15 protein-coding genes, 1 tRNA gene and 2 pseudogenes are annotated in these 19,714 nt (G+C 41.1%); 5 read left to right on the top strand and 13 right to left on the bottom strand.

What is annotated here, in order from left to right; genetic code table 11:
• The first annotated feature begins 381 nt into the window (after window positions 1–381).
• The 3 genes from alaS to csrA all read left to right on the top strand — a co-directional run bounded on the left by alaS (window position 382) and on the right by csrA (window position 4,926).
• Entirely contained in the window at window positions 382–3,075 is a 2,694-nt protein-coding gene (alaS, locus tag FTV41_RS04605) for an alanine--tRNA ligase (protein ID WP_179996196.1), read from the top strand.
• A gap of 65 nt (window positions 3,076–3,140) precedes the next feature.
• A complete protein-coding gene (locus FTV41_RS04600) occupies window positions 3,141–4,421 on the top strand; it encodes an aspartate kinase (protein WP_004971586.1) in 1,281 nt (426 codons plus the stop codon).
• Between the two features lie 250 nt (window positions 4,422–4,671).
• Complete coding sequence (csrA, locus tag FTV41_RS04595) at window positions 4,672–4,926, top strand: carbon storage regulator CsrA (protein ID WP_004971589.1); 255 nt, start codon at window positions 4,672–4,674, stop codon at window positions 4,924–4,926.
• Between the two features lie 156 nt (window positions 4,927–5,082).
• Here the strand turns inward: csrA and rnhB are convergent, their stop codons facing one another.
• The gene (gene rnhB / locus FTV41_RS04590) at window positions 5,083–5,664 is read right to left on the bottom strand and encodes a ribonuclease HII (protein WP_004971591.1); all 582 of its coding nucleotides are present in this window, start codon (window positions 5,662–5,664) and stop codon (window positions 5,083–5,085) included.
• A 94-nt stretch (window positions 5,665–5,758) separates the two neighbouring features.
• Window positions 5,759–6,145, bottom strand: a complete 387-nt coding sequence (locus tag FTV41_RS04585; protein WP_004971594.1) for a hypothetical protein — start codon at window positions 6,143–6,145, stop codon at window positions 5,759–5,761.
• 382 nt (window positions 6,146–6,527) lie between these two features.
• Between FTV41_RS04585 and FTV41_RS04580 the strand changes: the two are divergent.
• Window positions 6,528–6,963: pseudogene (locus FTV41_RS04580) on the top strand (cytochrome b).
• A 105-nt stretch (window positions 6,964–7,068) separates the two neighbouring features.
• Here FTV41_RS04580 and FTV41_RS04575 read toward each other — a convergent pair.
• From FTV41_RS04575 to efp, 11 genes and pseudogenes are all read right to left on the bottom strand, one after another.
• Entirely contained in the window at window positions 7,069–8,070 is a 1,002-nt protein-coding gene (locus tag FTV41_RS04575; protein ID WP_096901064.1) for an adenosine deaminase, read from the bottom strand.
• 99 nt (window positions 8,071–8,169) lie between these two features.
• Complete coding sequence (locus tag FTV41_RS04570) at window positions 8,170–9,492, bottom strand: NCS2 family permease (RefSeq protein WP_179988410.1); 1,323 nt, start codon at window positions 9,490–9,492, stop codon at window positions 8,170–8,172.
• Between the two features lie 417 nt (window positions 9,493–9,909).
• Window positions 9,910–10,089, bottom strand: a complete 180-nt coding sequence (locus FTV41_RS04565; protein WP_179996195.1) for a hypothetical protein — start codon at window positions 10,087–10,089, stop codon at window positions 9,910–9,912.
• Between the two features lie 116 nt (window positions 10,090–10,205).
• Window positions 10,206–10,742: pseudogene (locus FTV41_RS04560) on the bottom strand (ABC transporter permease); the annotation flags it as partial.
• A 204-nt stretch (window positions 10,743–10,946) separates the two neighbouring features.
• Window positions 10,947–11,023 (bottom strand) — tRNA-Val (locus tag FTV41_RS04555).
• A 32-nt stretch (window positions 11,024–11,055) separates the two neighbouring features.
• Complete coding sequence (locus FTV41_RS04550; protein ID WP_179996194.1) at window positions 11,056–13,083, bottom strand: DUF3488 and transglutaminase-like domain-containing protein; 2,028 nt, start codon at window positions 13,081–13,083, stop codon at window positions 11,056–11,058.
• A 5-nt stretch (window positions 13,084–13,088) separates the two neighbouring features.
• Entirely contained in the window at window positions 13,089–13,997 is a 909-nt protein-coding gene (locus FTV41_RS04545) for a DUF58 domain-containing protein (protein ID WP_179996193.1), read from the bottom strand.
• Window positions 13,998–14,004: 7 nt separating this feature from the next.
• Window positions 14,005–14,964 (bottom strand): MoxR family ATPase, encoded by a 960-nt coding sequence (locus tag FTV41_RS04540; RefSeq protein ID WP_096901148.1) that lies wholly within the window; start codon window positions 14,962–14,964, stop codon window positions 14,005–14,007.
• Window positions 14,965–15,121: 157 nt separating this feature from the next.
• Window positions 15,122–15,427, bottom strand: coding sequence for a YbdD/YjiX family protein (locus FTV41_RS04535; RefSeq protein ID WP_004971610.1), 306 nt, complete (start codon window positions 15,425–15,427; stop codon window positions 15,122–15,124).
• A 10-nt stretch (window positions 15,428–15,437) separates the two neighbouring features.
• The gene (locus FTV41_RS04530; RefSeq protein ID WP_004971612.1) at window positions 15,438–17,537 is read right to left on the bottom strand and encodes a carbon starvation CstA family protein; all 2,100 of its coding nucleotides are present in this window, start codon (window positions 17,535–17,537) and stop codon (window positions 15,438–15,440) included.
• Between the two features lie 266 nt (window positions 17,538–17,803).
• Window positions 17,804–18,373, bottom strand: a complete 570-nt coding sequence (efp, locus tag FTV41_RS04525; RefSeq protein ID WP_004971615.1) for an elongation factor P — start codon at window positions 18,371–18,373, stop codon at window positions 17,804–17,806.
• Between the two features lie 310 nt (window positions 18,374–18,683).
• Between efp and epmB the strand changes: the two genes are divergently transcribed.
• Window positions 18,684–19,700 carry an EF-P beta-lysylation protein EpmB gene (gene epmB, locus FTV41_RS04520; RefSeq protein WP_179996192.1) on the top strand — a complete coding sequence of 339 codons (1,017 nt, stop codon included), beginning with the start codon at window positions 18,684–18,686 and terminating at the stop codon, window positions 19,698–19,700.
• The last annotated feature ends 14 nt before the right edge of the window (window positions 19,701–19,714 follow it).

The following is a 19,714-nucleotide window of genomic DNA, read 5'->3' as shown; positions in this document are numbered from 1 at the left end:
TCAATTCTGCGAATTTTCACGCAATTTGTTGTTTAATTCGGCAAATCAAAAATATCAGCTTTGACTTTCTAGCTTACATTTACGTTTTCTTAAATTTTGTATTCTACTTTATGGCAGTTCGGCATACTCCGTGACCTACAGTAAACGCTTATTTTGAATGTAAATGTTCATCATCTTCTATTGCAAAGATTTATTCTGCGTAATCGCAACCAAGTTTGCGTCAGAATTGTCATCTATTCACACTAAAATGATTGGTGATAATGGCTTTTTCCGTTATAATTTGGCGTTTTTAAAATTTTAAGCCTGCATGACAGCAAAAGAATTATTTTTGTCAGACTGTCTTGCGTTTAGCCCAATCGGAAATTATGGAGTGACTTGGTTGTGAGTACTCGTTTTATGACATCAGCTGAAATTCGTGAAGCATTTTTGCGTTACTTTGAATCGCAAGGGCATACACGTGTCGCATCGAGTTCTCTAGTACCCGCCAATGACCCAACCCTGTTATTTACCAATGCAGGTATGAACCAGTTTAAAGACTGTTTCCTTGGGTTAGAAAAACGTGATTATGTACGTGCTGTATCGTCACAAAAATGTGTGCGTGCAGGCGGTAAACATAACGATTTAGACAATGTGGGTTATACCGCACGTCACCATACTTTCTTTGAAATGTTAGGTAACTTCTCGTTTGGTGATTATTTCAAACGTGATGCAATTAAATTTGCTTGGGAATTTTTAACCAGTGAACAATGGTTAGCGCTACCAAAAGACCGTTTATATGCCACGGTTTACCACACCGATGATGAAGCATTTGACATCTGGAACAAAGAAATTGGTTTAGATGCTTCTCGTATTATCCGTATTGGCGATAACAAAGGCGGCCAATATGCTTCAGACAACTTCTGGGCAATGGGTGATACAGGTCCTTGCGGCCCTTGTTCTGAAATTTTCTATGATCATGGCGATCATATCTGGGGTGGCTTACCAGGCACACCTGAAGAAGATGGCGACCGTTTCATTGAAATTTGGAACAACGTATTCATGCAGTTCAACCGCACTGCAGATGGTGTATTACACCCGCTTCCAGCACCTTCTGTAGATACAGGTATGGGCTTGGAGCGTATTTCTGCAGTATTGCAACATGTGAATTCAAACTACGAAATTGACCTGTTCCAGCACTTACTCAAAAATGCAGCACAGATTATTGGTTTAGACACGACTGCTCTTGAAGTAACTGCACAGCAAACTGGCAAGCCTGTAGACTACCCTGCTTCACTCAAAGTAGTTGCTGACCACGCTCGTTCTTGCTGCTTCCTAATTGCCGATGGCGTGAATCCATCGAATGAAGGTCGTGGTTATGTATTGCGTCGTATTATTCGTCGTGCAGTACGTCACGGCAACAAGCTTGGCGCAACAGGTTCATTCTTCCACAAAATGCTTCAGCCTTTAATTGAAGTAATGGGTCAAGCTTATCCTGAACTTGCAGCAAATCAAGCGCGTATTGAAGCAGCATTACTGAAAGAAGAAGAACAATTTGCCAAAACGCTTGAGCAAGGTTTGAAATTGCTTGAGGGTGAATTGGCACAGCTTAAAGGCTCGGTCATTCCTGGTGAAGTGGTATTTAAACTATATGACACTTACGGCTTCCCAACAGATTTAACGGCAGATATTGCACGTGAACGCGACTTGACCATTGACGAAGCAGGCTTTGAAGTTGAAATGGCAGCGCAACGTCAACGTGCACGCGATGCAGGTAAATTTGCAGTTGACTACAACTCAATTGTAAAAGTTGAAGGTGAAACTCAATTTGATGGCTATGACTCAACAACTGGTCAGGGTCAAATTGTGGCTATTTATAAAGATGGCGAACAAGTCGATGAAGTGGTTGAAGGCGATGAAGCTTTAATCGTACTTAACCAAACCCCATTCTATGCAGAAAGCGGTGGTCAAATTGGCGATACAGGTCTATTCAAAAACGAAACAGGTATTTTTGAAGTTCAAGACACCAAAAAATCTGGCGGTGCCTTTGTTCATCAAGGTATTGTCACCATGGGCAGTTTAAAAGCTGCGCAAGCGGTGGAAGCGATTGTAAAAGCAGACATCCGCGAAGCTACTGCACGCAACCACTCTGCAACACACTTATTGCACGCTGCCCTACGTCAAGTTTTAGGTGCACACGTACAGCAAAAAGGTTCGTTGGTTGCTTCTGATATTTTACGTTTTGACTTTGCCAATGACCAACCTGTGTCATTTGAACAATTGCAAGAAATTGAGCGTTTGGTAAATGCAGAAGTCATTGCCAATACCGCAGTTTCTACTGAATTACTGGATATTGAAGCAGCCAAAGCCAAAGGCGCAATGATGCTATTTGGTGAAAAGTATGGCGATGAAGTTCGCGTACTTTCTATGGGTTCAATCATTGAAGATAAAAACTTCTCCATTGAACTTTGTGGCGGTATTCACGTGAAACGTACAGGTGATATTGGTCTGTTCAAAATCATCTCTGAAGGTGGTGTTGCAGCTGGTGTACGTCGTATTGAAGCAATTACAGGCAGCAAAGCCGTTGAAGCCGTTCAAAAAACTGAACGCGATATCAACAGCATCAATGCTTTGTTGAAAGCACAAAAAGACCAAACTTTAGAAAAAGTGAATACATTGGTCGATACAACATCTAGCCTTCAAAAGCAGATTGAACAGCTCAATCAAAAATTAGCGCACTTCCAAGCAGCTGAACTTTTAAGTCAAGTACAAGAACTTGCTGGACGTACCACGCTCATTACCACTGTACAAAATATGGATGCAAAATCACTGCGTAATTTGCACGACGGTGTAAAATCCAAACTCGACCAAGCAGTGATTGTACTTGCAGGTGTAGAAGGCGATAAAGTCAGCTTAATCGCTTCTGTTGCACCAGACTTTACTGCTACGATTAAAGCAGGAGACATCATCAAACACTTGGCTACAGAACTAGGTGGTAAAGGTGGTGGTAAACCTGATTTGGCACAAGGTGGCGCGCCACTTAACGAGAACTTTGCAACGGTGATGGCAGGTTTAACTGCTTGGCTTGCGGCAAAATAATCTCACTTTTTGTGTAACTGACCCTGAGCAGGTAAATTCAGGGTCATGGCTTATATGGAACAACTATGGCACTAATCGTTCAAAAATATGGCGGTACCTCAATGGGTACTCCCGAGCGCATTTTAAATGTTGCTCGTCGTGTGAAGCGCTGGCATGATCATGGCCACAAAGTAGTGGTTGTCGTTTCTGCCATGAGTGGCGAAACCAATCGCCTACTCGCTCTCGCGAAAGCCATTACCGAAACCCCTGATCCGCGTGAATTAGACCAAATGGTGTCTACAGGCGAACAGGTGACGATTTCGATGTTAGCGATGGCGCTGAATTCTATTGGCGTTGCGGCAAAATCACTAACTGGTCGCCAAGTTGGTATTCAAACTGACAGCGCATTTACCAAAGCACGTATTGAAGCGATTAATACTGACGTGTTAACTGAAAACCTAGACGCAGGCCGTGTGATTGTGGTTGCTGGTTTCCAAGGTTTTGATGCTGAAGGTAACACCACTACTTTAGGTCGTGGTGGTTCTGATACTTCTGGCGTTGCGCTTGCTGCTGCATTGAAAGCCGATGAATGCCAAATTTATACTGACGTAGATGGCGTTTACACCACAGACCCACGCGTTGCACCAAAAGCCAAAAAAGTAGATCGTATTTCTTTTGAAGAAATGCTAGAAATGGCTTCTTTAGGTTCTAAAGTATTGCAAATTCGTGCGGTTGAATTTGCAGGTAAATACCAAGTACCTTTACGTGTATTATCAAGTTTTGATAATGACAATGATGGCGCATTCGACGAAGATTTTAAACAAAATGTCGGCACACTCATTACTACTGAATTGGAAGACAACATGGAACAACCTATCATCTCAGGTATCGCGTTTAACCGTGACGAAGCAAAATTAACTATTTTAGGTGTGCCTGATGAGCCAGGTATTGCATCTAAAATCTTGTCACCTATTGGCGCTGCCAATGTTGAAGTTGACATGATCATCCAAAACGTAGAAGAAGATGGTACTACCGACTTTACTTTTACTGTAAACCGTGGCGAACTTGCCAAAGCAAAATCAATTCTTGAAGCAACTGCCAAAGAAATTGGTGCACGTGAAGTCGCTACACGTGGTGACATCGTGAAAGTATCTATCGTTGGTGTAGGTATGCGTTCACATGCAGGTGTTGCAAGCAAAATGTTTACTGCCCTTGCAGATGAAGGCATTAACATTCTCATGATTTCTACTTCTGAAATTAAAATTTCAGTCATTATTGAAGAAAACTATTTAGAGCTTGCAGTACGTACTTTACACACTGTATTTGGTCTAGATCGTGAAAGCGGTGAGTCTAGCGCACGCGCTTAATACGCCCCTGTCAGAAAATGTAATTGTCTGACAAATTTTGCGAAAAAGTACAAAAAAATAGAGCCACTATAGTTTTTTTTATAGTGGCTCTGTTATATTGAGCAATATGCTTTCATAAATTTTGGCAGCGCTGTATCTTATAAAATAAATAATGATACGTTCCGTTAAAATTTACTGGTTTTTATTTGGTTGTGACTTTTAAATTGCTTTAAAAATCAATGCAGGTTTAGCATTTTGCAAGGAGATAAACATGCTGATTCTGACCCGACGTGTCGGAGAAACATTAATGATTGGGGACCAAGTCAGCGTGACTGTGCTTGGTGTCAAAGGTAACCAAGTTCGTATTGGTGTAAATGCCCCGAAAGAAGTATCGGTTCATCGTGAAGAAATCTATCAACGTATTCAACACGAGCGTGCCATGCATGAGCATTTGCAACATTTAGATCAAGATTATCAACCTTCATTTGAAGAAGATAACTACTCGCAAAATGACTTTAATCGTTAAACGATTAAGGTAATTGAATATAAAGCGGCTCATTTGCCGCTTTAAATTTTTCTGCTGAATGCTTTTTAAAAACTCGCATCATTTCAGAGTTGCTCGCTGATTCGAAGCATGTAAAGACTATTTTACAGGCAACTCAGCACAAGTTTTGCATGAAAATTACTGTGAGTTTTCCATTAATTCTAAAGCTTTACGCACAGGTGCAAAACTACGTCGATGTGCCGCAATCACGCCATGCTGTGCAATGGCTTCAAAATGTGCTTTGGTTGGATAACCTTTATGTTTGGCAAAACCAAATTGTGGAAATGCTTGATCAAGCAATACCATTTCACGGTCACGCGCCACTTTAGCTAAAATACTGGCTGCCGAAATCTCTGCATGTAATGCATCTCCCCCAACAACGGCATCACAAGACATCGCTAAACCCTGCGGAATTTTATTGCCATCGACTAAGACATGCTCAGGTTGAATAGATAAGGCTTCCACCGCACGACGCATCGCCAATAACGACGCTTGCAAAATATTCAGTTCATCAATTTCGGCTGCAGATGCTTCTGCAATTGCCCAAGCCAAAGCCTTTTCCTGAATTTCAACAAATAACTTTTCACGCTTTTTTTCTGTCAGTTTTTTAGAATCATTTAAACCTTCAATCGGGTTATTCGGATCTAAAATAACTGCCGCAGCGACAACAGAACCCACTAAAGGCCCACGCCCTGCTTCATCTACACCTGCAATTTTCATCATCTTTTTCCAGAAAAAATAGGCTGAAATCTTCAGCCTATCTTACGATGCGAGTCACAACGCACCATTTTTAATTTTACAGAATCGGTAAAACTTATCTTACTGCTTCTGCCACACATGCATTAATGGTTCGAGATACTGCATTGCTCACAATGGTTGCACGTGCAGCAGGGTCAATTGCTGCAGTGGCTAAATCTACTGCAGTCACATTTTGTGGTGCTTTTTCACTAACACAACCACAAATTTCCGCTTGAACATTTTGCTTTTGCGTTGGTGTCATAACACGTGTCGCAGTGTGCCATGCAGGAATGTTGTTTAATTCAGTCACACACTTGGCATTAATTGCAATTTTAATCGCCGCCATACCCAATTGTTGAGTTGCTGTCGGTGCAGTTGTCGTTCCTGTAGTAGTACCTGTAGTGGTGGTACATGCAGATAAAACCAAAGCGATAGGTGCCAATACAGCGAGTAGTTTTTTCATGGATATTTCCTGTATTTAATATTCAAGTCATTTGGGTGAAACAATGCCGCTATTGTGCCTAAACTTGTTTGGCGAAGGAATAGCTTTTTGCAATTTCTACATTCAAGTGCTTAGGCTAGAGGCTGTTGATAATTCTTCTATGTTTGCGACATGAGAGATATATCTCGCAACGTTTTTTAGCCGATATAAAGCATGAGGCAGGAAATTAGTCATTCTAAATGACTGACTCATAACGCAATAGCAGCAAAAAATATGCTCGTTCCCTCAAGAACGCTATTTTTTTGCAGCGTCGCAGATTTTCAACACTCCGTTGCAGGTGGATACTTTTTTCGCTACATGCTGTTGTTTAGCATGCAAGCACACTATTCGCCTGAAATACAACATGAACAGTTCCACTTCATATTACACCCGTACCGCACAAGTTTTACATTGGCTCATGGCGATTATTTTTATTGGTGATTCGCTTATTTTGGCGTTACACCCACCCTGCGCCACAACTGCCTGACAGCATGTCACCGTTGATGAAAACACTAGCGCATTTAGGACATCTAGGTCTGTATTTTATGCTGATTGCGATTCCAATCACGGGCTGTTTGTTTAGCTGGAGCGTGGGTAAACCTGTGCCTGTGTTGTATTTATTTGAAATTCCAGCCTTGGTGGATAAGAACCCCGAACTATTAGCAATTGTTAAACCTGTGCATACTTATTTGTCATGGTTTGCAGGGGCAATGGTGGTTGGGCATATGCTTGCAGCACTTAAACATCACTTTATAGATAAAGACGATGTATTGCGTAGTATGACGCAACAAGGTAAATAATTTTTAAAGCTTGAGTTTAAAGCGATTCAAATCGTTCTCCCACAAAAAAGCAGCTTAAATTAAGCTGCTTTTTTGTAGTCTAAGCTAATCTAAATTCAGTTTAACTCATCCCAATGCTTGAATTTGCTCAATCCATTTTTGCTTTTCTTCAGCCGAAATAAATGAAGCTTCAAAAGAATTAACCGCCAATTGTTTTAATTCAGCATTGCTTAAATCTAAAGCTTGGCTAATAGCAACAAAGTTATCATTCATATAACCACCAAAATAAGATGGATCATCTGAATTAACTGTCACTTTAACACCCTGCTGCAATAAACGGCGGATGTTGTGCTGTGCCATATCATCCACTACGCATAGCTTTAAATTACTCAATGGACAGACCGTGAGCGGCATTTTCTCTGCAATTAGACGTTGCATTAATACAGGATCTTCTTCAGAACGCACACCATGATCAATACGGTTTACTTTCAGTAAATCTAATGCTTCCCAAACATATTCGGCTGGCCCTTCTTCGCCTGCATGTGCCACGACTAAAAAGCCTGCTTCACGTGCTTTGGCAAAGACACGTTCAAACTTTGAAGGTGGATGTCCAACTTCGCTTGAGTCCAAACCCACTGCGATAATTTGATCTTTATAAGGCAAAGCCTGTTCAAGTGTGGCAAATGCTGCATCTTCGCTTAAATGACGCAAGAAACACATAATTAAATTTGAACTGATGCCTAATTTTGTTTGCGCATCATCACAAGCACGTTGTAAGCCATTAATCACGGTTGCAAATGCCACACCACGCTCGGTATGGGTTTGCGGATCAAAAAACATTTCGGTATGTACCACACGGTCTTCAACACATTTTTCAAAATATGCCCAAGCCAAATCGTAAAAATCTTGCTCATGCACCAACACTTGTGCGCCTGCATAATAAATATCTAAAAAAGACTGCAAGTTATGAAAGTTATATGCTTGTTTGACTTCTTCTACGGACTGATAAGGGATGTCTATTTGGTTGCGCTGCGCAATGGCAAACATCAATTCAGGTTCAAAAGTACCTTCAATATGCACATGCAATTCTGCTTTAGGTAATGCACAGATTAGCTCAAGTTGATTCATGTTCTGTCCTTTTTGCTATTTTATGGGAGAATATTAAAAAATTGATCAAAATAAAAAAGGGTGCAAACTGAGTTTACACCCCTTTTCAGTTTAAGAATATTAACCGCCAAACATGGCAAATTTTAATGCCCAAAGTGCAGCAATAATCCACACCATATAAGGTACAGACTTGGCTTTGCCAGTGAGTAGTTTAATCAGCGCATAGCTAATAAAGCCCATAGCGATGCCATCGGCAATAGAATAAGTAAATGGCATGAACACGACTGTTAAGAATGCAGGCACGGCTTCGGTGATGTCATCCCAATCAATATGCACAATGCCTTGAATCATCAACACACCCACAAATAACAAGGCAGGTGCAGTCGCAAAACCTGGTACCGATTGCGCAAGTGGTGCCAAGAACAAACAGGCAATAAACAACAAGCCAACAATCACTGCGGTTAAGCCTGTACGACCACCCGCTGCAACACCTGCAGATGATTCAATATACGGCGTTGTTGAAGATGTACCCAATGCCGCACCTGCAACAATTGCAGAAGAATCGGCAAAAAGCGCTTTTTTCAAACGAGGTAATTTGCCATCTTGTAATAAGCCTGCGCGGTGTGAAACACCCACTAAAGTGCCTGTGGAGTCAAATAAATCGACCAAGAAAAATACGAAAATTACACCAATTAAACTTGCTGTAAATAGACCTTCAAAGTCCATTTGCATAAAAGTAGGTGCAATAGATGGAATTTCACCAACCACTCCTTTAAATTCACTTAAACCTAAAGCTGTTGAAATCGCAGTTAGCACCAAAATACTGATGATAATTGCACCACGCACTTTAAAGTGATGCATCACCACCACCATTAAAAACCCCAATAGCGCTAAAAGTACAGTGGGTTGTTTTAAGTCACCTAAGCCCACCAAAGTCGCAGGATTATCGACAATAACACCAGCATTTTTAAGCGCGATTAAAGCAAGGAATAAACCAATACCACCGCCTATGGCTAATTTTAATGACATGGGAATGGCATTAACAATGGCTTCACGGATTTTAAACATGCTAATGGCAATGAAAATAATCCCTGATACAAAAACTGCAGCCAAAGCCGTTTGCCAAGGCACACCCATGCCTAAACAAACCGAGTAAGTGAAATAGGCGTTTAGCCCCATGCCTGGTGCGAGTGCGATTGGGTAATTGGCAACAATTCCCATCACCAAGCAGCCAATAGCTGCGGCTAAACAGGTGGCGACAAAGACAGCTCCATGATCCATTCCTGTTTCAGATAAAATCATCGGATTGACAATAATGATGTAACACATGGTTAAGAATGTGGTTACACCCGCCAAAATCTCGGTACGGAATGTGGTCTTGTTTTCGCTTAATTTGAATAAGCGCTCAAGCATTCCCGCTGAGGATGGATTAGGAGTCGTCATGACCTAGCCCCTGTAAATAAACTGAATTTGCAGCATGACACAATTTTAAGTCAGCACTTAAAAGCCTGTGTCAGTTGCGGCAATGGATTTGCCCAATGAGCATGTAAAATTACATGAAAAAGATAAACTTAATTCACAATCAAGCATTTGATTTTATCAAAATCAAAAATTCGGAATGCTAAATAAAAAAGCCGCATAAATTTTATGCAGCTTTGTTCATCTTTTTTTACTTCAGTCACTCTCAAAAGTAATGCCTTTGAGTTGTGATGAAGCAGTTTCAATTGGCAAATTATACCATAGGGATTTTTTTAAAATTCTAGTTTTTTGAATTAAAGATAAAATTTTACGATAAAGTGAAGCACACAAAAGTGTGATGAATAAAGCAATTACCACACAACATGTTAGAGATTTCTACGCTTATTCTGTGACTTGCAAAATCTGTGGTGTAGCCGCTTCTGTTTTTTCTAGCGATAAATTTGCAGATTCAGTCAAAACTTGGTTCAGTTCTGCCTGCTTTCGCGTTTCCTCTTCCAAGTAAACGAGATAACCTAATAAAACGACCAACACCACCAAAACTGGCACAAGAATGTGTTTCATGTCATTTACTTTTATTGAACAATTTTCATACATATTAGCAAAAATTATGCGCGGTGTAACTCTTAATACGCCCCAGTCAAAATTTGTGCTTCAGCGATCAAACTCAATCTATTACATTAAGCCATTGTATGAATGGTATTTTTAAAACGTTTCCAAGATACATAGAAAAATGTTGTTGCAATTGCGATTAACCATAGAAAGGAAGGCCAGACCACATCCAATCCTGCATTTCGGTATAAAATTGCTTGCGCCAATGTTACAAAATGCATTGTCGTTGCAATCAACATGATATTTTGAATAATTTCTGGCATGCTTTCTCGTGGTGTACTTGCCCCAGACAACATTTGCAAGGGAATCAGAATAAGCATCATCAGCAAACCGAATTGCGGCATCGATTTAGACACGGTTGCCATATATATACCCATTGAGGTTGTTGCAAATAAGGTCAGCAAGGCTCCAAAGAAAAATAACAGCAAACTTCCTTCTATGGGTACCTGTAATGCCCCCTGCACCACTACTTTTAAGCCTAAAAAAGCTGCTAAAAGCACCACAAGGCTCATCGATAAAACCTTTGCCAGCATAATTTCAAAAACCGTGACTGGCATAACCATTAAATGCTCAATGGTGCCATGTTCTCGCTCACGAATCAGTGCACAAATGAAATGTGGAAAGAGGCTTCAAAGCTCTAGTGCAAAATAAGCCGAAAACTTACATGTGTACACCACTGTGTACATATTTTTAAACTATAAGCGAATTTATGTATCTTTAAGAAAAGCAATAAAAAAGCCCTAAATCGTTATAATTCAGAGCTTTATTACTTATATGAAGTTATGTAACAACATATAATTTTAATGTATTGGTAGGCATATCCAGACTCGAACTGGAGACCTCTACGATGTCAACGTAGCGCTCTAACCAACTGAGCTATACGCCTAAAGTGCTTCGCATCATATTCAGTTTTGATTTTTAAGACAAGTCCTTTCTGTGTTTTTTCAACACATCCGAGCAAGTTTTAAGCAAATCAAAAAACACCTGCTCTGAAACACGGTCATGTTCAGGCGCATAAGAATATTGTTGATAGCACACGCCTAAACGCTTAAATGCCTCTTGTTCATTTGCATCTACCTGCGCTGCTAAACGCTGCATCCACACACTCACTGTTTCTGCATCCTGTTTTTGCAACTGAGCGGGCAATCTTTTAGAAAATTTGTCTAAGGCACGATTTATGCGAGAACCTTGCTGACGTTTTTTCCAAAAAATCCAGCCAAAATACCCTGCTAAGATCATGAGAATACTTGAAACCAACACCGCTGCCAAAGCATAGTTTGAGTGCAGCCCTAAGCGTCCAAACCAGTGACGCTGTGACTCGGCATCATAACCCACGACCTTGCTTTGCCATTGATAACTTGCATAATCACTCCACACCCGTAAAGAACGAATAAAATTAGAATGTTGGTATTGCCACATTTGTGTGTCAGCACCCAAAACGGCCCGATCATCTGCCATTAGGTTTTGCATACCATCATCTATACGTTGAGGTGCAATGATGGCTGTCGGGTCTATGCGTACCCATTGTTGATTGAGCAACACTTCTGTCCAAGCATGTGCATCTTGCTGTCGTACTTCCCAGCTTTGTCCATCGGGTGCAAGTTCCCCACCCTGATAGCCCACGACTACACGCGCTGGAATCCCGACATAACGCATCAATAAGGCAAAACTTGAGGCATAATGTTCACAAAAACCTTGCTTACTCTGAAACAAGAATTCATCGACTCGGTTTTGTCCGAGCATTCCAGGTTTTAAGGTATAACTAAAGCCATTATTGCGATACCACTGCAATACATTCTGCACGTAGCGTTCAGGTTGTTGCTGACTTTGAGCAAACATCTGCAGGGCAAATTGCTGAGCTTTTGGGTCAGATTGCGTCTGTACCTGAACATTTAAACGCTGGCTAAAGCGTCGATAACGCTCGTTCTGTGCATCATCCCCTTGAATACGTGCAGATTCCCCAACCCACTGCAAAGCAATCGGTTGAATCCGACCATTTTGACGCTGTGGCACCATACTCCAATCACGGCGTAACACATAGCCGTGTTGATTCGGTACAGATTTTTCCAGCGCCATAATCCACTGTACACGTGGATCTGCTGCAATATATTGATACTGAAAATCGACTTGCTCTGGCTGTAATTGTGCTGCCTGAACGGGTTGTTGATTGCTGAAATTGCTTGTCCATGTGCGACCATCATATTGATCCAGTACCATCGCCCGCCAATATAGTTTTGAACGTGGCGGCAGTTGCTGCATATTCCCCACAATACGAAATGCCAAAGCAGAAGATTGTGATAATTCGGCAATATCGCCCGGTGACATCGTGTCACTAATACCTGTCACGCCTTTGGCATCAGGAATAGGTACATGCCACAATGGCGGTAAACGTGGAAAGAATAAAAACAATAATAAAAAGAATGGCAAAGCGTATGCGATAAACTTGGCGACATTTTTAAGGTCATGCTTTGCATCTTGGCTGCTCGAATGACGCGACGCATAATCTGAAAATGCACTTTTTTGAATCCGATATAACCCAATTAAACAACTGATTAAACATAGAATGACCAACACGGTCATCCACATGCTTTGGCTGTATAAAAATGAACTGGCGCTCACAAAAAGCGCAAAATTAAATAAAATAATCAGGTCGCGCTGAGTATGACTTTCTAAAGCTTTGGCAAACAAAAAGGTGCTTAATAAGGCAACCCCTGCCTCTACACCAATCAGGCTTTTATAACTCAAATAAATGCTGGCTAAGGCACAACAGGTCAATCCATAAGTCCAAACTTTAGAAATACGCGCTGTCTTGTTTTTATAGTGAAGATACAACAGCAACAACATGAGTCCGAAAATGACACTCAATGCCACAGGGCTAAACAGCATGTGAGCAGCCAAAATTAAGATCAGGCTAAGCAGAATAGATTGCTGAATCGAATTGTGCATGATCATCAAGCCTGTGCCAAAAGAATTTTTGCCTGTTTCAACTGCCGCTCGCCTACGCCTTTTTCAAGGGTCGCATGTGGCAAAAACATCGCATAATTCAACTGTTGTTGTTCACATTGCTCGGCCAAACCCATCATCAAACTTAATTTTTCTTCGTGGGTCGGTGCAGGCATGTGTTCATAGTGAATGTCGATACTCTGTTGATCCTGATATTGTTCAAAAACTTTGACATATAAGCCTTGCCCTCGTGCCGCTTGCTTCCACGACACAGCTTGCAAAGAATCGCCCAATTGAAAATCACGCAGCTCACGAAACTCGTCTAAATCAGGTTGAAAGCTGTGTTGATGCTGTTTATTCTCTGCGCTATACATGGCGGCTTTGGGCGCAACCCACGCGGTACGTGTCAAATTCAAATAAGTCCACGCACGTACCAAGCCAAAAGGATAAACCGAATAAATGTGTAAATGAGGGAAATTAAACTGCCCACGTCGCTCCGCAAAAAATGTCAATACATACTGCTGCTGGGTGTCTTGAATAAGAACCTTTTCTAATTGATGATTGGCTTTAATCCATAAATAGCGTGCCTGCGCGACCTCTTGTTTGAAATGCAATTGTAATTGCAATACTTCGCCCACTTGCCCAACTTCAGTAGTCACAATTTCTATCTCTAATTCATGCAACTGCTTAAAGGTCAAATAAAAGCTGATACATAAAATGGCACTGATCAAAAAGCAAAAGCCTAAAATCAGGTTATTGCCATAATTCACGCCTGCAATAAACGTGATCAAAATCAGCACTAAATACAGATAGCCCTGTTGGTAAATAAAAACCAAAATATCTTTTTGTTTTAAGGCCTTGTGTCGATCAAATTTAAAACGTGTCTTGATCCAGTTTTGCCATGCCTGCTTAAACATGCGTGTACTAACTCACTTTAACCTGTTGCATCACATACAAAGTTTCTGCCTCACTCAATCCAATACGATGTGCAGCAACTGCCACAAATACCGCTTGAATATCATCGGCAGTGACAAAACTACGTTGCTCAATTAGAGCATGTGCTTGTGCTGCTTTTTTCAATGCCAAAACACCACGGGTAGATAATCCGTGACGCGCTTTACGGGTTTCTGTGGCTAAGTCGAGTAAGTAATCTAGCGCGGTATCTGACACATAAATTTCCGTGACCAATTGCTGTAAATTTAAAATTTCTGTTTCAGTAAAAATATGGGCCAAACTGGCAATCAGCGCATGTCTGGAGTTTTGTTGCAGCAACATTTTTTCAGCAAAACGCGATGGATAACCCAAAGACAGACGCATTAAAAAACGATCAAGCTGTGATTCTGGCAGCGCATAAGTACCACTTTGAAACAGTGGATTTTGTGTGGCAATCACCCAAAAAGGTTGCGGCAAGCTATAACGCACACCATCCACCGTAACCGCGCCTTCTTCCATCGCTTCCAACAAGGCACTTTGGGTTTTAGGCGAACAACGGTTAATTTCATCTGCCAATAAAATTTGGGTAAAAATAGGGCCTTGCTTAAACTCAAATTGATGTTCTTTTTGATTAAACATATTCACGCCAATCACATCACTGGCCAGCATGTCATTGGTAAACTGAATACGCTGAAATTGCAGACCCGCCAAGTGCGATAAGGCACTCGATAAAGTCGTTTTACCTAATCCGGGTAAATCTTCAAAAAGCACATGCCCGCCCGCCAACAAACAACTTAACGCCAATTTGGTCTGCTGTTCTTTATCTAAAATAATGGTATTAATTTCAGTCAAAAAAGCCTGAATTTTTCCAGCATAAGATTCAATCTGTGCATTGAGCTGTTGCTGCGCTTGCGTCAGTTGTTGTTTTTGAACTTTTTCTGTACCCCAAATCACAGTAAATCCCCTTATCCCCAATAAAAAACGGCGCATGTTTAAACATACACCGTTTTGCTAAATTTCCAAAGAAATCCTCGAGATATTCTAAACTGCCTAAAAAAGTAAGTTTTAAACAGCTCGTATCTCTATACGTTTCCATCGTGATACGGGATTAACACGGACACTTTTTCAAACCACCTTTTGCCGATGGATAACGCGCATCGACACAGTAGCGATAAAAAGTCTTCGGATCCATGGCTTCTAAATCTGGATGATGCTTACGCATGTGTTCCAAATAATTCTGATAATCGGGTACACCGACCATTAAACGAAAACTTTGTTGCAAACGCTGCCATAAAGTAGCGATACGCGACCAGTTTTTCGGATTCAGAATCAAATCCTTTTGCGACATGATGGTCATTTTAATGATGTTGTAAATCACCGTTTTACTCTGTTGGGCAAATTTAAGCTTAATCATGTGCTCACTCCTAATGACCACTATTCGGCTGAATCGTTTCAGGATCACGATAAATCGCTTCAGCTTCATGTACAGTTGGTGTTGGACTTGCCAAGGCACGACGAATCACCCCAATGGCAGCGAACAACATCACAAATGCCACAATCATAAAGAAACCACATAACACGGCATTAATTTGATTGGACATGACAATGGTTTGCATTTCAGTCACTGTTTTTGCAGGTGCTAAAATTTCATTGCGTTGAATTGCAGCATTGAAACGATCTGCTTGCGCCAAGAAACCAATTTTGGGATTGTCGTGGAAAATCTTTTGCCAACCTGCAGTCATTGAAGTAATGAACAAGAAAACTGTAGGGATAATCGTCACCCAAACATATTTTTCTTTTTTCATTTTAAACAGAATCACTGTACCTAAAATGAGCGCCATCGCTGCCAAAATTTGGTTACCAATACCAAATAGAGGCCATAAGCTATTAATACCGCCTAAAGGATCGACCACGCCTTGATAGACGAAGAAGCCCCAACCAGCCACCGCAACTGCTGTGCCAAGCAAGTTACCAAAGAAGTTATGTGAGTTTTTCACTGCAGGAATAACAATACCTACAGTATCTTGCACCATAAAACGGCAAGCACGTGTGCCTGCATCTACTGCAGTTAAAATAAATAAGGCTTCAAATAAAATGGCAAAGTGATACCAGAATGCCATCATTGAGCGGTTATTAAAAATCTCGGTGATGATATGTGCCATACCAATTGCAAACGTTGGCGCACCACCCGTACGTGACAGAATCGAGCTTTCACCGACTTCTTTTGCCAAAATGGTTAAAGCCTCAGGAGTCACTACAAAGCCTAAATTTCGTACCGCTTCTGCTGCACTTTCCACCGTTGTACCTAAAACTGCAGTGGGTGCATTAATGGCAAAGTACACGCCTGGGTCTAGCACCGTGGCACAAATCATTGCCATGATTGCCACGAAAGACTCCATCAACATGCCGCCATAACCAATCATCCGAATGTCTTTTTCGTTATTGACTAGTTTTGGCGTCGTACCTGAAGACACTAAGGCGTGGAAACCTGAAATCGCACCGCAGGCAATGGTAATAAATAAGAATGGGAACAATGAACCCGCAAATACTGGCCCTGTACCATCAATAAAATGGGTCACCGCAGGCATCTTCATTTCAGGCATTGCAAACACAATCCCGACAGCCAAACCCGCTATAACACCAATTTTTAAGAACGTCGATAAATAATCACGTGGCGCCAATAACAACCACACTGGCAAAACTGAAGCAATAAAACCGTAGGCAATTAAACACCACGTTAATTCTGTGCCACTTAAAGTAAATAAAGGCCCCCAGAATGGATGCTGTGCAACATTTTCACCATAAATAATACCCATCATCATCAGGACAAAACCAATAATGGAAACCTCAGCAATTTTCCCCGGGCGAATAAAACGCATATAAATGCCCATGAAAATCGCAATTGGGATGGTGGCTGCAATACTAAATACGCCCCACGGACTATTGGTTAAAGCTTTCACGACAACCAAAGCGAGTACGGCAAGAATAATCACCATCACGCCCAGCGCACCCAGCATGACAATCACACCAGCAAATGAACCCAACTCTTGTTTTGCCATTTCTCCCAAAGAACGCCCATCACGACGTGTAGAAATAAACAAAACCAAAAAGTCTTGGACTGCACCTGCCAACACCACCCCGACTAAAAGCCAGATCGTGCCGGGTAAATAACCCATTTGTGCTGCAAGAATAGGCCCAACTAAAGGGCCTGCACCTGCAATCGCGGCAAAGTGGTGACCAAATAACACACTTTTATTGGTGGGCACATAATCTAAACCGTCAGCCAAACGATGTGCGGGCGTTAAGCGTCGCTCATTTAACTCAAATACTTTGGTGGCAATAAATAAACTGTAGAAGCGGTATGCAATGCTATAGACACAGACCGCAGCTAAAACTAACCAGACTGCATTGACGTGTTCGCCTCTACTGACTGCCAATATCCCAAAAGATACTGCACCCAATATAGCGACCAAAAGCCATATAATTTTTGAAGTCAGACCTGACTTCGGTTGAACTGTTTCCATGTCAATCTCTCTTCTTGTTACATTTTTTAAGCGTTACTTTTATTGTCGAGATGTAGCTTTATTTCCTAAATCCTTGGTTGATCCTGCTCCTTTTATTTTGATGTCTGCTGCCCTTACATCCATAGTGTGCGCTACCGTACACTTAAATGGAGCACCAACAGTTTCCTATACTTTTCACCTATTCTTTTACCACATAATCAAATCAACAAAAAAGGGGGATGACGCGAATCATCCCCCTCTTTTACTTATGATTTATCAATAAATCATTATGCGCGTTCTAGGTATTCACCTGTACGTGTATCTACACGAACGCTTTCTTCTTGCTGTACGAATAAAGGAACACGTACCACTGCACCTGTTTCTAATTTCGCTGGTTTACCGCCACCACCAGAAGTATCGCCACGTACACCCGGATCAGTTTCGACAATTTTTAATACCACGAAGTTTGGTGCGTTTACAGTTAAAGGCACACCGTTAAACAACATAATGGTACATTTTTCGTTTGAATCATCTTTTAACCATTTTGCAGCATCGCCCATTGCGGTTTTGTCAGCAGCAATTTGCTCAAAAGATACAGGATCCATGAAGTTCCACATTTCGCCATCGTTGTAGAGGTATTCCATTTCTACTTCTACAATGTCAGCGGCTTCTAATGAATCACCAGACTTAAATGTTTTTTCTAAAACTTTACCAGAACGAAGGTTACGAAGTTTTACGCGGTTAAACGCTTGACCTTTACCTGGCTTTACATATTCATTTTCCATGATTGAACATGGGTTACCATCAAGCATAACCTTAAGGCCTGACTTGAAATCATTCGTAGAATAATAGGCCATGACTGGCACACTCCAAACTGACTAACTTAACTATTTATGTTACAAAGCAAATGACCAACGCAGCTTTGCGATGCTCGCCATCTTGCAACATCTTTTTTCATCGGACGTATTGTAAATGAGCAAGCCATAATGAAGCAATGAAAATCCACTACCGATCACTTCAAGATATCGGTAAAATCGACTGCTTTACTGTGATTTAAATCTTAAAAATTTATTTTACACAGTAATTCAACCCTTAAATTTAGAAAACGACTCTCCTTTTTCTGAGTATTTTCTGTTCCGCTTTTTTCTTATATTTAAATTTTTTGGCATGATCAATTACCTGTACCAAGAGCAAAACTGGCAATCTCAACTCAGTGACTTGATCACCGACCCACACGAATTGTTAAATATTTTGGAGCTGTCCGAACAGCAATTACTTTCTGGCGCACTCTTGGCATCTGAGCAGTTTAAATTGCGTGTACCACGCGCTTTTGTACAAAAAATACAAAAAGGCAATCCGCTCGACCCTTTGCTACTACAGGTTTTACCACATCATTTAGAACTTGAAGATCATCCTGGCTTTGTGACCGATCCTTTAGGTGAAGAACAAGCTAATCAACAACCTGGGGTATTACACAAATACAAATCCCGCTTTTTACTGACCTTGACTGGTGCTTGCGCAGTACATTGTCGTTATTGTTTCCGCAGGCACTTTCCTTATCAGGAAAATCTGCCAAAAACTGAAGACTGGGACAATATCCGTAATTACATTGAAAGTCAGCCCGATATTAATGAAGTGATTTTAAGTGGTGGCGACCCGCTCACTTTGTCAAATCGTAAATTAAATATCTGGATTGAGCGATTGGCGTCTATTCCGCAAATAAAATTTTTGAGAATTCATTCACGAGTTCCGATTGTTATTCCCAACCGTGTCGATGAATCGCTGATTTCCTTACTAAAAAATAGTAGGCTGCGTATTATTCTAGTGGTACACTCGAACCACGCATCAGAATTAGATGACTTTACCTGTTCGCAACTTGCCAAGTTAGTCGAACAAAACATCACCGTTCTGAATCAAGCAGTCTTATTAAATGGGGTCAATAATTCTGCTCAGGTCTTGGTCGATTTAAGCTATCGTCTTTTTGATGCAGGGGTGATGCCTTACTATTTACACGTGTTAGATAAAGTAAAAGGAGCGCATCATTTTGATCTAATGCCATCTGACATTGATCATATTTATAAAGAGCTTTTAGCGAACTTGCCAGGCTATCTCGTTCCTAAACTCGTTAGGGAAATTGCGGGCGAAAAAAACAAGACACCGCTTTTTGGGGTTTCAACTTATTGAGTTAAATAACAACC

The sequence above is a fragment of the Acinetobacter sp. YH16051 genome, from assembly GCF_013417135.1.
GTDB lineage: Bacteria > Pseudomonadota > Gammaproteobacteria > Pseudomonadales > Moraxellaceae > Acinetobacter > Acinetobacter towneri.
The sequence above is the reverse complement of the archived record's forward strand: the minus strand, read 5'-3'. Positions and strand labels throughout refer to the sequence as shown.